This window comes from Catellatospora coxensis, assembly GCF_016862635.1.
Classification (GTDB): Bacteria; Actinomycetota; Actinomycetes; order Mycobacteriales; family Micromonosporaceae; genus Catellatospora; species Catellatospora coxensis.
In genome coordinates, this window is sequence record NZ_BONI01000002.1 from 226,867 (window position 1) to 239,700 (window position 12,834).

Sequence of the window (12,834 nt, forward strand, 5' to 3'; positions counted from 1 at the left end):
GATCATGAACATTGGGTGACGTGGCCGTGCACGGCGTGCGGCAACGTCTCAGGCCGTGGGGGCGATGTCCAGGACGGCGGACAGGGAGGCCATGCGTGGGCGGTTGGCCCGGTACCAGACCCAGGTGCCACGGCGGTCTGACTCGACGAGGCCTGCTTCGCGCAGCACCTTCAGGTGGTGCGAGATCGTGGGCCCGGTCAGGTCGAAGGCGGGGGTCAGGTCGCAGACGCAGGCCTCTCCCCCGTCGGCGGAGGCGATCATCGACAGCAGCTGCAGGCGCACTGGGTCGCCGAGGGCCTTGAACGCAAGCGCGAGATCGGCGGCGGCCTCGGCCGGCACGGTGGCGGTGGCCAGGGGTGCGCAGCACACCTCGGGTTCGAGCACGGTCAGCTGCTTCGACATGCCCCTAGGTTGACAGGTTTCGAAGCAGCTGGCAACGCCGGTTGTCCTAGCTCACTGTTACCGACTATCATCGTTTATCGGCGATAGGCGATGATGTTGGAGGATGGGGTGGAAGAGCTGCTCGACCGCGAGGTCGCCCAGCGGTACGCGTCGTGGTTCCGGGCCTTGGCCGACCCGACCCGGGTACAGATCGCGGAACTGCTGGCCCGCAAGCGCGAGCCGATGAGCGTCGGGCAGATCACCGCGGCGGTCGGCATGGCGCAGTCGACGATCTCCCAGCATTTGAAGATCCTCGCGGAGGTGCGCTTCGTACTGGTCGAGGCATCAGGCAACGCGAACCTGTACCGGATCAACGAGAACTGCCTGAGCTGCTTCCCGACCGCCGCCGACGTCGTGATGGGCCGTCCGGTCGCCGCGCCGGGAGACACGCCGTGCTGAGCATCCGACCGATGGCCGAGACCGACGCCGAGGCGGTGCTGGCGATCTACCAGTACGGGATCGACACCGGCAACGCGACCTTCGATACCACCGCCCCCACCTGGTCCGCGTTCGACGCCGGCCGGATGCCCGAACACCGCCTCGTCGCCTGCGACCACATCAGGCAGGTACTCGGCTGGGTCGCCGCGAGCCGGGTGTCGAGCCGCCCCGCGTACGCGGGCGTGGTCGAGCACAGCGTGTACATCCATCCCGAGGCGCGCGGCCGCGGCGTGGGCCTGGCGCTCATGCGGGCGCTGATCGCGTCCACCGAGGCGGCCGGGATCTGGACGATCCAGTCCGGGATCTTCCCCGAGAACACCGCCAGCCTGGCCCTGCACCGGGCGGTCGGATTCCGGGAGGTGGGCGTTCGCGAGCGGCCCGGGTGCCTGCATGGGCAGTGGCGGGACGTGGTCGCGGTCGAGCGGCGCAGCACGGTGGCAGGCACCACAGCAGGCTGAGTTGACAGATCTCTAAGTAGGCGGCACTCTAAACACGTCGCTTAGAGAAACTTCTAAACAAGGAGCCGCAGCCATGATCGCCCTGATCCGCCGGATCGCCGCCGCCCGGACCGCTCACGTCGTGCAGACCACCTCGTTCTGTGAGGGCTGCACCGAGCCGGTGTGCACCGCCGCGTGCCGCGCCGAGGCCGCCCGCACCCGCGGCTACGAGCGCGTCGCCACCGCCGGCATCCGCTTCTGACCCAGACCGCCCTCACCGACCTGAGCCCGAGCTAGAGGAGAACGACGATGAGCACGCAGGACAACCACCCGATCGTGGTGGTCGGCGCCGGCCCGGTCGGCCTCGCCGCCGCCGCCCACCTGGCCGAGCGCGGCCTGGACTTCCTGGTCCTGGAGGCCGGCACCGGCCCCGCCGCGGCGATGGCGAGCTGGGGGCATGTGCGGGTGTTCAGCCCGTGGCGGTTCAACCTCGACCACGCGGCCCGCCGCCTGCTGGAGGCCGACGGCTGGATCGCACCCAACCTCGAGGACCTGCCCCTCGGCTCCCAGATCGTCACCGACTACCTCGAGCCGCTGACGAAGCTGCCTGCCCTGGCCGGCCGGGTCCGCTACGGCGCGAAGGTGGTGGCGATCAGCCGCGACGGCCTCGACCGGGTCCGCACGACCGGCCGTGACATCGCTCCGTTCCTGATCCGGCTCGCCGACGGCACAGAACTCACCGCCTCCGCCGTCGTCGACGCGTCCGGCACCTGGCCGACGCCCAACGTCCTGGGCGGCTCCGGCCTGCCTGCACACGGAGAGCCCGAGGCCGCGGCGTTCATCGAGACCGCACTGCCCGACGTGCTCGGCGCCGACCGCGAGCGGTTTGCCGGACGTCGCACCCTGGTCGTCGGCGCGGGCCACTCCGCCGCCAACACCCTGCTCGCCCTGGCACAGCTCGCGTCCGAAGTGCCGGGCACCACGGTGAGCTGGGCGATCCGCACCGGCGCGGCCACCCGCACCTACGGTGGCGGCGACGCCGACGCCCTGCCCGCCCGCGGCGCACTCGGCAGCCGGGTTCGCGCACTGGTCGAGTCCGGAGCGATCACCCTGCACTCCGGCTTCTCCGTACGCGCCGTCGCCATCGACGGGGGTCAGGTCACCGTGACGTCGCGCAGCGGCGCGAGCGTGACCGCGGACCGGATCGTGTCGGCCACCGGCTTCCGGCCCGACCACACGATCGCATCCGAGCTGCGACTGGACCTCGACCCGATCATGGGCTCGACCCGTGCCCTGGCACCGCTGATCGACCCCAACCAGCACTCCTGCGGCACCGTGCCGCCGCACGGCGTCGACGAGCTGACCCAGCCGGAGGCGAACTACTTCGCCGTCGGCGCGAAGTCCTACGGCCGCGCGCCCACGTTCCTCATGGCCACCGGCTACGAGCAGGTCCGCTCGGTGGTCGCCGCGCTCGCCGGAGACTGGGACGCCGCGCGCGACGTGCAGCTCGAGCTGCCTGAGACGGGCGTGTGTTCCTCGTCGGCGGCGCTGGGCGCCGACGACGAAGCATCGTGCTGCGGTACGCCGGAGCCGGCGGACGTCTCGGCCGCTCGCGGCCTGGCCACCGGAATCGCCGGTGGGCTGCTCACCCTGCCCGTGGTGCAGGCCGTCACGACCGAGGCCAAGACCAGCGGCGGATGCTGCGGCAGCTGACGTGACCGCCACCGCGCAACGTGCCGCCGCCCCCACACAGGGCGGCGGCACCCCCACGCATCCCGGCGCGCGGCGCATGATCGCGGTCCTCGCGATCACCCAGACCGTCGGCTACGGGGTGCTGTTCTACACCTTCTCGGTCGTCCTGCACCCCATCGCCGCCACCCTGCGCGCGAGCACAGCAGCGATCACCGGCGCGTACACCCTCAGCGTCCTGGTCGCCGCAGCGGCCGCGATCCCCGTCGGCCGCTACCTCGACCGCCGACCCGGCCGCGGCCTCATGACCGCCGGGTCCGCCCTGGGCACCCTCGCCGTCGTCGCCCTGTCACAGGCGAACGCGGTCTGGCAGGTCTACGCCGCCTTCGTCCTGATCGGGCTGGCCGGCGCGGCCGCGCTCTACGAGGCCGCGTTCACCGTCGTCGTCCACCAGCTCGGCGCGGCCCGCCGCGCCAGCGCCGTGCTCACCATCACCGTCGTCGCGGGATTCGCCAGCACCATCTTCATCCCGACCACCGGCTGGCTCACCGCCGAACACGGCTGGCGCACCGCGCTGCTGATCCTCGCCGTGCTGCACGGCGCGATCACCATCCCGGCCCACCTGCTGACCATCCCCGGCACCGCGCCCGGCACAGCGATTTCGCCCGCCCCACACCATGACCGGCGCGCCAACCGCCGAGTTCTCCGCGACCGGGGGTTCTGGCTGCTGGTCATCGCGTTCGTCGCCCACGGCACCGCCGTGTCTGCCATCAGCGTTCACCTCGTCGGCTACCTCACCGCACTGGGGCACCCTGTCACGGTCGCGGCAGGAATCGCGGGAATGCTCGGTGCGCTGTCGGTCACCGGCCGCGTCGTCACGACTCGTCTTACCCGCCGGCGTCCGATCGCCGCCGTCACCGCCGCGGTGTTCGCCGTGCAGGCCGTCGCGGCTGCGCTGCTTCCCCTGGTCGGAGCGAACCGTGCGGCAGCGGTCGCGTGCGTGGCCGCTTTCGGGTTGGGTTTCGGTGTCGGCACCATCGCCCGGCCCGCCATCGTCGTCGACCGCTACGGCACCGCCAGCTATGGCTCGGTGTCGGGCACCCTGGCCGTCCCGATCACCGTCGCCAAAGCAGCAGCGCCCTTGGCCGCCGCGACCCTGGCTGGTACGCGTCTCATGGCGGCGGTGGCGGTGCTGTGCGTGGTGGGGGCAATCGCCCTCAGCCGTCAGGCAAACCGCCAGGCCTCGTCACCGAGCGGGTGACGCGGACCGGTTCAAGCATGGTCGCTGCAACGACTCCGGCGTTCGTGCACCGCTGCCCGCGCACGCCTTGGGACCGGCCCACCGAGCCTTTCCAGCGTGCCGGCAAGGACCGGTCATCGTCTTCCGGTGAGGGTGTCGCGGATCTGCGCGGCCATGTCCCGCGCGGCAGGCCCCACGCCGATGAGCGTCGCGCTCGCGGGCCCCGTCCAGTCGCCGTAGCCCAGCAGGTGCAGATGCCGATCGTGCCGGTAGCGAGTGCCGTCGGTGACCACGTAGCCGTTGTCGCGCCGTAGGCGCAGGGGTGCCAGGTGCGCGAGCGCCGGGCGGAAGCCCGTGGCCCAGATGACCGTGTCGCACGCCCAGCTGGTGCCGTCCGGCCAGCGCGGGCCTTCGGTTCCCAGCTCCGTGAACATCGGCGTGGCATGCAGCTGTCCGCCGTCGCGGGCTTGCCGCACCGGCGGCACCGCCACGATGTCGCCGAAGTCGCCGATCCCCGGCGGCGCGGGCTGCCCGGCGATCAGCGCCCGGTACCGGCGGTTGGCCAGCTCGAACAGAACCCGCCCATCCACATCGTCGGGTAGAAACCGCGGCGCTCGGGTCGTCATCCACCGCACCTCGCGAGCATGACCCGCCAGGTCTGCGGCGATCTGCGCACCGGAATTGCCCGCACCGACCACCGCAACGCGCTCACCGGCGAAGTCCTGCGGTCTGCGGTAGCCGACTGTGTGAATCTGCCGCCCCCTGTACGCCCCAGCGCGTGCCAGCGCCGGTAGGAATGGCCGCCACCACGTGCCCGTGGCGCTGACCACGACCCGGGCCGTCCACGTTCCTCGGTCATCGGTGTCCAGCCGGAATCCACCGTCGGCGCGATGAACCGCCTCGACCCGCACACCTCGAAACACGGGCAGGCTGTAGCGCTGCTCGTAGGCGGTGAGGTAGGAGATCACGTGTGCGGCGTCGGGGTAGCCCGCGTTCGTCGCAGGCATCGACCAGCCTGGCAGCGAGCTGTACTGGGCTGGAGAGAAGAGGCGCAGTGACTCCCACACGTGCTGCCAGGCACCGCCGTGGGTGTGCTGTGCGTCAAGGATCGCGAAGTCGATCCCTTGGCGTCGTAGGTAGAAGCCGGCGGCGAGCCCGGCTTGCCCACCGCCGACAACGAGCACGTCACGATGGCGCAGGTCGTTCACATCCGCGACTCTACGACCCGTGGATCAACCCGTGAGGCGGCACCTGCCGACAACGCGCCAGCGAGTGGACGGTGCTACGTCTTATGCCGGAGACATAGTCGTGCGGCAATAGCACCGGACGCGTGCGGTGGACCCTTGCGGGGGATGCCGGCCGAGGCATGTTGCGCGTTGCCGGGATTGCAGTCCAGGTGTCGTGCCGCGCTGCGGCCGCACACCGCTGTTGGGCCTGCGGCCGCAGCGCATGCAGGTCAGCCGCGTGTGGCGTTCCAGTGCTGGTTGTTGAACGGCTTGCGGCCCTCGACAGCGACGAAGACAGGGTTGCTGTAGAACCACAGGTCGGTCCACGGGTCGACAGCGCCGGCCGGGTCGAGACGCGGCTCGATCGAACCCGTGGCGGAGAATCGCCCGTCGGTGCCGCGCAGCCGCAGGTAGAACGGCTCGTCGACCTTGCGGAACCGGTAGGTCAGCTCGACCGTGCCGGTGCGCTGGCTGACCTCGAACGACTTCACCACCCGCGTCTGGGGCGCGGTGAGGGTGTTGCGGTCGGCTACAGCACCGGTGACCGGCCCGGCGATCAGGTCGACGCGGCGCGGCCGCGGCGTGTCGCCGTTGTGGTTGGGGCGGGTCGGCAGGCCGATGCGAACGCTCACCTCGACGCTGTCACCGCGGCTGGCGGTGACGACCTCGCCCAGCGTGCCGCGCGGGTGACGGCGGCTGCCGCCGACGCTGACGTCGAGGCTGTCGATGAGCTGCCCGTGATCGACCCAGATCCGTCCGGCACGCAGCGCCTTCATCACCGACAGGTAGCTGAAGTCACGAAGCCCGAGGTGGGTGCGCGAGTACTGGCCGGGCCAGTAGTCGCCGCGGCCCGCGATCGGGGTCCGGGTGAACACGGGATCGGGGTACACGCCCTCGGCGGTGGGGGCGCCGCCGTACTCCCAGGTGTCGCCGAAGACCCGGTGCGAGTCCGACGTGGCCGTGACCCAGTACGGCAGGCCCTCGGCCAGCATCGAGTCCCACACCCCGCCGACCTTCGCCGTCAGCCAGTCGAATCCGCCGAACGTGCTGTACGACTCGGCCGGGTAGCCGGCGAACGAGTCAGCGCCCGGCCCGCCGCCGTAGCCGCCGCGTCCGCCGCCGGCCCCGCCGACGGAGGTGGGCAGCCCTGCGGCCTGGTGGCCCGGAGCGCCCTCCATGCCGATCGCGACAGACGGGTCGGCGTCGCGCATCGCCCGCAGCTCCGACGGTGCGTAGGCGCCCGCCCGAGACGGGTGGTTGAGCACGGTCAAGCCCATGTCGACCCGTCCGGCCCGCACCTGCGCACCCAGCCACCGCACGGCCTCGACGGCCTTCGCCTCGTTCGCGGGGCTACTCGGCCGGGTGCCGTTGATCGCCGAGTCGAACAGCGCCTCGAATTCCGTGAGCACCGTGGCCTCGTTGGAGCCGGGCGCGACGAACATCGTGCAGTGCTCACCGGCCGGGACGTTCCACTCCATGCCCTGGAAGACGAGCATGTCCGGGTTCTGCGCCCGCGAGAGCTTCACGTCGGCCAGCGACTGGTGCAGGCCGAACTTCTGGTGCAGCGCACCGCCGTGGTCGGTCACGACCAGCCAGCCCAGGCCGTAGCGGGCGGCGGCGGTCACGTGCTGGTCGACGCGGTACGGGGCGTCCGAGCCGGCGCTGTACTTGGTGTGGGTGTGATGGTCGCCGGCGCTCCACAGGAACTGCCCTCCGCCGGCCGGCGGCGGGGTCGCCGCAGCCGGACCCTGGGTCACCGCCTGCAGCGCGCCGGTCGCTCCACCCGCGCCGGCGAGTCCGACACCCAGCAGTCCCGCACCGCGCAGGAACGACCGACGGCTGCGGTCGGACGGGGACAGCTCGCTGTCGGGCACCGACGTGTCGGCGAACGCCGACACCGGACCGTCGTGGTGATGGTGATGGTGGCCGTGATCGTGGTCATGGGGGTGGTCATGACCTGGGTGGTGGTGCGCGCCCATGGTGCATCCCTTCGAGAACCTGAGCAGACGCGCCTGATCGTCATTGGGCGGCATGAATGCCAGATGGCAGGCGGAGGAAGCGGTGATGGCGGCGGGCGAGCCGAATGAACACGCGGTCGTTCGCCGGCAGCCGTGCTGCCGCTCGCGTTCGGCCGCAGAAACTTGCTTCGAGATGCGGCGACGACGCTCGTGACCAGCAACGGTCAGATCGAGCGGTGAGTAGGTGGTTCTGAGCGCCTGGCACCGGGGCGGGCGGATCCCGATCGGTGCACGCACGCTGCGTGACGGTTACCGTGGAGGTCGGGACGGCCTGATGCGGAGGCTGGCATGGCTGATCGTCAGATTCAGGACCTGCAACATCCGAGGTTTGCGCGGTTCTACACCGCCGTCAGCAACCGCGCCGAAGCCCATGGCGGGGGCGCCCACCGGGCCTGGCTGCTCGCCGGACTCACAGGCGCGGTGATCGAGGTCGGGGCGGGCAACGGCCTCAACTTCGTCCACTATCCGCCCGGAGTGTCCCGAGTGCTGGCCGTGGAACCCGACGACACGTTGCGCGAGCTGGCGCTGCGGGCCGCGCGACAGGCGCCTGTTCCGGTCGAGGTCATTGCAGGGCAGGCCGATGCGCTACCCCTACCCGACGATGCCTTCGACGCGGCTGTGACCTCCCTCGTGCTGTGCACCGTGCCCGATCCCGCCCACGCGCTTGCCGAGATCAGCCGGGTGCTGCGACCCGGCGGCCAGCTTCGCTTCTACGAGCACGTCCGCTCCGAAAAGCCCGCGCTGGCACTGCTGCAGGACCTGGCCGCACCGCTGTGGGCGCGACTGGCCGGAGGCTGTCGACCCAACCACGACACCGCCGCCGTCATCGCCGCCAACGGATTCACCATCACGAGCTGCCAGCGGTTCGGGTTCAGCCCCGCCCGGTTCGTGCCACGATTCGCCCACATCATCGGCACGGCCAGTCCACTGGCCCGGTCCCGGTGACCTGACGATCTCCGAGGCTGGCTGGCGTCGGGTGGTTGGTAAGTCGTAGTACTCGTTCGCCGTCTCACTGAGTGGCCTCGTCACGGGCACGGCGGACGGACCTGACTCGAAACATGATTGTGTCTCGTGCGGATTCTTCCGGTACGAGCGTTCACGCCACTCGGCACGCCCGAACCCGTTAGGCAGACCTGTCGCGCCGGCAACATCCACCCGGCCGGACATTTATCTCGATCACTTACCTAGTGCCTGCGGGTCGGCTGATGACACCACTGGCCCCCGCCATCAGACTCGTGCCATGGCGTCGAACCGCTTGAACAGGTGGCGTATGACAAGTCGGGGCCTGCGCACCGCGGCCGCTGCGCTCCTGACCGTCGCGGCGGTGGCGATACTGCCGACGCCTGCCTACGCCGACGACCTCGTTTCCGGCCAGTGGGTCGCCATCGAGGAGGGCAGCGGCTGGTCCTGGCTCTTCGAGATCCGGATTGTCGGCCCCGACCGGTACGCCGGCCGAGTCGCCGAGAAAGACACCGACAGCCCGCTGTGCTGGCCCGTCGGCGAGGACGTCATGCAACTGTCCGGACGAGACCGCACCTACACGGGCACAGTCAAGCTCTACGCCGACGGATGCACCGACACGGGCCGCACCGGAAAGATCACCTTCGACGTCGACGCCGCCGGGCAGAACGCCGAGATCGGCATCAGCGGCTGCGAGCTGTGCCAGACCCAACTGTGGACCAGGCCGCAACCGGCATCGCCGCCGCTGCTGGAAGTCGCGCGCACCTGGCTGCTGCGCGCGGCCGGGGCTGTCGGGGCACTGACCGTGCTCATCATCGTGCTGGTACTGCTGGCCCGCTCACGCAGGCGGGCACGCCGGCGCGCGGCGGCCGCCGCAGTTCCCGCCGTCAGCGTGCTGCCACGGGCTGGAGCAGGGCCGTACGTCGTGGGCTCGGATTCGCCGCCGACGACCACCATCACCGTCACACCCAGGATCACGCTCGGCCGGCCCACCCTGCAGGAGGACGTTCGATGACCGCCACCGCCCCACCGTCGGCCTACACCGCGAGCTGGCTGCTGTCCGGCAACCGCGAGGAGACCAGGCGCAACCTGGCGAGCATCGCCACGGGAATGGCCCGCAACGGCATCCTCGGCCAACTGTCCGACCAGATCATCGCCGCACTCAGCGACGAGCTGGCGCGAGCCACCGACGGGCTGCTCGACTTCGACCTCGGTCCCCTGCTGCAGCACGGGCTGCAGGTCAGCCAGGCGCTGGCCGCAGCGGGCCGCGCCACCGCCGACAACCCCGGCACGGTCGAACTCGTCGAGCTCGCCGGACATACCGTGTCGGTGGCCCACGAGCCCGCCGTCGACATCGCGGTCAACGGAGTCGTGCTGGCCACCCTCGCCCTGCAGCTGAGCGTGGTGATCGAGCTGAAGGCCTTGCTGGGCCGGGTCACGGAAGGCAAACTGGTCGAGCTGCAGGTCGCGTCCTGCACCGCGACCGCCGATCTGCACTGCGAGGGCGTGCGGCTGGCCGGCGGCCGGGCCGAGATGGCTCCGGCGTACACGAAGACTCTGGGACGCGGCCTGACGCTGGCGCGAGCAGCGTCACTCAGCCCGCAGGCAGAAGATCACGCTGACGCTTGACTCGGCGGTCCAGTCCGAGAAGTGGTAGTCGGTGAAGTCAGGCACCTGCTGCCTGCACAGCGCATCGGCGTCGGGCTCCGGGTCGGCATTCTGCTCGATCCGAGCGGCGACACGCATGGCCCCGCCGGAGGCGCAATCGGCGATCTTCATCAGCGGCGCCTGGGCATCGCCGAGGTTACGCACGCATTGCCCGACCTGAAGGAACCTGTCGTCTGGGGTGAGACCGACCGAAGCAGCCGGGCTGGCGGGCGCGTTGCCGCCGGGGCGCGACTCGGCCCACTGCACTGCGGTGATCACCGTCCCGACGACGGTGGCAATGGCCACCGCGATGCCCAGCCAGCGCGGGATCGTCGAACCTCCGCCACGGCCGGCGGGCTCCTCCGCGCCGTCTGTCACGTCGGCACGGTATCAGCGCGCACCGCAGATGCTTCGTCAGTGATGCGAACATGACACAGAGTTCGTAAGCCGCTGCCAATGGGGCCAGATGAGGATCTGCACTTTCATCTACGACGGCGATGTCCCCCACGAGCAGCGCCGCCTGCCGTGACTGAAGGGAAGGTCTCGTTCACCGCCTGCGCCGGCACCGCGACGGTCAGACCGTGGCCTTCTGTGACCTGTTCCGCCTCGAACGCGCGATGATCGCCGAGCACTGGAGTGTGCTGACCGACCCGCCTGGCGTGCCACACTCCGCAGTACTGGCGGCACCGCGGCCGCTCGCGCGTCGGCATCCTGCCGGCGTTGCTCGACCCGCTCGTATGACCGCACGGATCGGCACACCGCCGCCCACGAGGCCGGGCACCGCCGAGATAGTGACTTAGTACGTGCTTGATCGGCTCGAACATCACCCGGTTCGCATGATGGACCCACTGGGCGGCGGTAAGCGATGGTGGGGTATGTCCCCGATCGCGGCGCACGCCAGTGTGCACGTCGCCAACCTGCGCGGGCGATGCCTGGTGTCCATCTGCGGCGAGATCGATATGTGCTGCGCCGGCGCAGTTCAGGCGAGTCTGCGTCGGACCGTGCAGGGTCGTGCCTTGTCTGGTCTGGTGGTGGACCTGGCGATGCTGACGTTCATCGACGCCCGCGGCCTGGCGGCTCTGCTTGACGCGGCGGCCCACGCCCGCGTCCGACAGCTGTGCTTCGCAGTGATCAACGCCGGCCCTGTTTTGCATGATGCGGTGACCAGCGCGGCAGGCGCCAACGCGATCGAGACCGACTGCCAAGCGCTGAGCTTCTGCGACTCCAGCGGCGTGGCCGCGCTGATCAAGGCACGCCGTCTGGCCTTACAGCACGGCAAAATTCTGCGGCTGGTCAACGTCGACGGGCTCGTCCGCGACGTCCTGCAGGTCTGCGGCGTCCTCGACCATCTCACCGGCCATGACCGGCAGGCCGAAGGATCATCGCCTGCCTGATCCGCCGCCGGAAGGCTGCCGCTTCCATCGCCCGCCTACGCCGCCGACGCAGCGCACGCCGACCTTGCAGCGCTCGCCCGGCACGGCAGGGCCTGACGCAACGTGAGCCACCGCCGTGACTCAATAGCTCAGGCGCCGCGGCGGTCAGGCTGTGTCTGGCCTCTGCGCTGTCTGCGCGCGGCCTCGACGGTGAGGGTTGCTCCGTTTGTGAGGGTGCGGTCACTGGCCTGGCGTGGTGGTGGCTCAACCGCCGCCAGAGCCAAGCAGTCCGGGCGAAAGTTGCCCCTGTACCGAGCCGGGCCACCATGGGCTGCGCCTGCACCCAGCGCCGGATCGCGGGACGCGCCGTGCTGGTTTTGCAGGCGCTGATCAGCGGAGGGTCGTGAATTGTCGGCACCGCGGCTGGTCAGCGTCGCAGGGCCGCATCCACTCGGTCGACGTTGTCCGACCAGGGCCGCGCGGGAACGACCGGGACACCGATCCGTGCGGCCCGGATGGACAGTTCGGCATCGAAACGCGCGCTCACGAGGGCGCGCAACCGTTGCTCAGCCGCACCGGGCTCGCGGGACAGGTAGTTCGCGACGATCTGATCCTCGTCCGGCTCGGAGATCACCACCGTCCTGACCAGGTCGCCGAAGCCGGCCGCGACATCTGGCAGCAGGTAGTCGCCCTCCATGACAACCGGCGCCGCGGACTCGATGTGATCGGTGATGACGGCTTCGATCCCAGGCCGCATCGTCTCAGCGACGGCGATCGTGTGCTCGACGATCCGCGCCGGCGTCCACTGCCGCGCCGCGACGTTCGTGTCCCACAAGTGCAGCATCGGCGACTGCTCGGGCGTGGTCAGCGCCTTGACCACGGTCACCATGTCATCGACCTCGGCCAGCGGCACGCCGTACCGGCGGGCCAACGCGGTCGCGATGCGCGACTTACCGATGCCGGACGCGCCGCAGATGAGCGTGACAGTCCAGGACGGAGCAGGGACAGGATTACCCATACCAATGATCTTTGCCGATCACCGCAAGCCGACCCGGGTGACCCTGCTTGCCCTGCGGTCGGGCAGCAGCCGCTCACCCTGAAGCGATCCCCTGCGGTCGCGCGGTAGCGCGGGTTGACAGTGACCGGCTGTCGTCTGGAGCGTTCGGCGCCTTGGCAGGTCTAGGCATCGCCGGGTGACGTTCTCGGCCGTCCCGACGCTTAGCCATTGAAGCCGGTGGGTTGCTGCCTGCCGGCTTCACCACTTCACCGGCTGGTGGCTCGGCTGCCTTCGGAGTGCACCCGGGCACGAGCAGAGCGATCAGGCAGGCGGCGATGGCGCCGCCTGCGATGAGTAGGACACTGGCT

General features: G+C 70.4%; 15 protein-coding genes. 10 read left to right on the forward strand and 5 right to left on the reverse strand.

All coding sequences use genetic code 11. The annotated features are described in order from the left end of the window. Positions 1 to 48: 48 nt before the first annotated feature. A complete protein-coding gene (locus Cco03nite_RS02405; RefSeq protein WP_203688238.1) occupies positions 49 to 402 on the reverse strand; it encodes an ArsR/SmtB family transcription factor in 354 nt (117 codons plus the stop codon). A gap of 90 nt (positions 403 to 492) precedes the next feature. On the opposite strand from Cco03nite_RS02405, the gene Cco03nite_RS02410 reads away from it, so the two are divergent. The 5 genes from Cco03nite_RS02410 (at position 493) to Cco03nite_RS02430 (ending at position 4,266) form a co-directional block, all read left to right on the forward strand. Further along, positions 493 to 840, forward strand: a complete 348-nt coding sequence (locus Cco03nite_RS02410) for an ArsR/SmtB family transcription factor (protein ID WP_203688239.1) — start codon at positions 493 to 495, stop codon at positions 838 to 840. Between the two features lie 11 nt (positions 841 to 851). Beyond that, a complete protein-coding gene (locus Cco03nite_RS02415) occupies positions 852 to 1,337 on the forward strand; it encodes a GNAT family N-acetyltransferase (RefSeq protein WP_203688240.1) in 486 nt (161 codons plus the stop codon). Positions 1,338 to 1,410: 73 nt separating this feature from the next. Further along, on the forward strand, positions 1,411 to 1,578 hold the full coding sequence (locus tag Cco03nite_RS02420; RefSeq protein WP_203688241.1) for a hypothetical protein: 168 nt from the start codon (positions 1,411 to 1,413) through the stop codon (positions 1,576 to 1,578). A 47-nt stretch (positions 1,579 to 1,625) separates the two neighbouring features. Then, the gene (locus tag Cco03nite_RS02425) at positions 1,626 to 3,029 is read left to right on the forward strand and encodes an FAD-dependent oxidoreductase (RefSeq protein WP_203688242.1); all 1,404 of its coding nucleotides are present in this window, start codon (positions 1,626 to 1,628) and stop codon (positions 3,027 to 3,029) included. 1 nt (position 3,030) lies between these two features. Further along, complete coding sequence (locus Cco03nite_RS02430; RefSeq protein ID WP_203688243.1) at positions 3,031 to 4,266, forward strand: MFS transporter; 1,236 nt, start codon at positions 3,031 to 3,033, stop codon at positions 4,264 to 4,266. A 113-nt stretch (positions 4,267 to 4,379) separates the two neighbouring features. Here the strand turns inward: Cco03nite_RS02430 and Cco03nite_RS02435 are convergent, their stop codons facing one another. Both Cco03nite_RS02435 and Cco03nite_RS02440 read right to left on the reverse strand, forming a co-directional pair. Then, a complete protein-coding gene (locus tag Cco03nite_RS02435; protein ID WP_239167051.1) occupies positions 4,380 to 5,453 on the reverse strand; it encodes an ArsO family NAD(P)H-dependent flavin-containing monooxygenase in 1,074 nt (357 codons plus the stop codon). A gap of 248 nt (positions 5,454 to 5,701) precedes the next feature. Next, positions 5,702 to 7,369 (reverse strand): CehA/McbA family metallohydrolase domain-containing protein, encoded by a 1,668-nt coding sequence (locus Cco03nite_RS02440; RefSeq protein WP_203688244.1) that lies wholly within the window; start codon positions 7,367 to 7,369, stop codon positions 5,702 to 5,704. Between the two features lie 15 nt (positions 7,370 to 7,384). On the opposite strand from Cco03nite_RS02440, the gene Cco03nite_RS02445 reads away from it, so the two are divergent. The 4 genes from Cco03nite_RS02445 (at position 7,385) to Cco03nite_RS02460 (ending at position 10,078) form a co-directional block, all read left to right on the forward strand. Further along, a complete protein-coding gene (locus tag Cco03nite_RS02445; RefSeq protein WP_203688245.1) occupies positions 7,385 to 7,558 on the forward strand; it encodes a hypothetical protein in 174 nt (57 codons plus the stop codon). 219 nt (positions 7,559 to 7,777) lie between these two features. After that, the gene (locus Cco03nite_RS02450) at positions 7,778 to 8,434 is read left to right on the forward strand and encodes a class I SAM-dependent methyltransferase (RefSeq protein WP_203688246.1); all 657 of its coding nucleotides are present in this window, start codon (positions 7,778 to 7,780) and stop codon (positions 8,432 to 8,434) included. Between the two features lie 325 nt (positions 8,435 to 8,759). After that, entirely contained in the window at positions 8,760 to 9,464 is a 705-nt protein-coding gene (locus tag Cco03nite_RS02455; protein WP_203688247.1) for a hypothetical protein, read from the forward strand. Further along, positions 9,461 to 10,078: a hypothetical protein gene (locus Cco03nite_RS02460; RefSeq protein WP_203688248.1), complete on the forward strand. Its 618-nt coding sequence runs from the start codon at positions 9,461 to 9,463 to the stop codon at positions 10,076 to 10,078. Before Cco03nite_RS02455 ends, Cco03nite_RS02460 begins: the two co-directional genes overlap by 4 nt. On the opposite strand, the gene Cco03nite_RS02465 is transcribed toward Cco03nite_RS02460, so the two are convergent. Then, positions 10,040 to 10,474, reverse strand: coding sequence for an LppU/SCO3897 family protein (locus tag Cco03nite_RS02465; protein WP_203688249.1), 435 nt, complete (start codon positions 10,472 to 10,474; stop codon positions 10,040 to 10,042). The two genes, Cco03nite_RS02460 and Cco03nite_RS02465, sit on opposite strands and share 39 nt — an antisense overlap. Before the next feature lie 497 nt (positions 10,475 to 10,971). On the opposite strand from Cco03nite_RS02465, the gene Cco03nite_RS02470 reads away from it, so the two are divergent. Further along, positions 10,972 to 11,490 carry an STAS domain-containing protein gene (locus Cco03nite_RS02470; RefSeq protein ID WP_203688250.1) on the forward strand — a complete coding sequence of 173 codons (519 nt, stop codon included), beginning with the start codon at positions 10,972 to 10,974 and terminating at the stop codon, positions 11,488 to 11,490. Between the two features lie 406 nt (positions 11,491 to 11,896). On the opposite strand, the gene Cco03nite_RS02475 is transcribed toward Cco03nite_RS02470, so the two are convergent. Beyond that, positions 11,897 to 12,487 carry an isopentenyl transferase family protein gene (locus tag Cco03nite_RS02475; protein ID WP_203688251.1) on the reverse strand — a complete coding sequence of 197 codons (591 nt, stop codon included), beginning with the start codon at positions 12,485 to 12,487 and terminating at the stop codon, positions 11,897 to 11,899. Positions 12,488 to 12,834 lie beyond the last annotated feature (347 nt).

Coding starts and splice junctions, on each gene's coding strand:
- Cco03nite_RS02405 (WP_203688238.1), bottom strand. CDS start 402: ATGTCGAAGCAGCTGACCGTGCTCGAACCCGAGGTGTGCTGCGCACCC.
- Cco03nite_RS02410 (WP_203688239.1), top strand. CDS start 493: ATGATGTTGGAGGATGGGGTGGAAGAGCTGCTCGACCGCGAGGTCGCC.
- Cco03nite_RS02415 (WP_203688240.1), top strand. CDS start 852: ATGGCCGAGACCGACGCCGAGGCGGTGCTGGCGATCTACCAGTACGGG.
- Cco03nite_RS02420 (WP_203688241.1), top strand. CDS start 1,411: ATGATCGCCCTGATCCGCCGGATCGCCGCCGCCCGGACCGCTCACGTC.
- Cco03nite_RS02425 (WP_203688242.1), top strand. CDS start 1,626: ATGAGCACGCAGGACAACCACCCGATCGTGGTGGTCGGCGCCGGCCCG.
- Cco03nite_RS02445 (WP_203688245.1), top strand. CDS start 7,385: ATGGTGATGGTGGCCGTGATCGTGGTCATGGGGGTGGTCATGACCTGG.
- Cco03nite_RS02450 (WP_203688246.1), top strand. CDS start 7,778: ATGGCTGATCGTCAGATTCAGGACCTGCAACATCCGAGGTTTGCGCGG.
- Cco03nite_RS02455 (WP_203688247.1), top strand. CDS start 8,760: ATGACAAGTCGGGGCCTGCGCACCGCGGCCGCTGCGCTCCTGACCGTC.
- Cco03nite_RS02460 (WP_203688248.1), top strand. CDS start 9,461: ATGACCGCCACCGCCCCACCGTCGGCCTACACCGCGAGCTGGCTGCTG.
- Cco03nite_RS02470 (WP_203688250.1), top strand. CDS start 10,972: ATGTCCCCGATCGCGGCGCACGCCAGTGTGCACGTCGCCAACCTGCGC.
- Cco03nite_RS02475 (WP_203688251.1), bottom strand. CDS start 12,487: ATGGGTAATCCTGTCCCTGCTCCGTCCTGGACTGTCACGCTCATCTGC.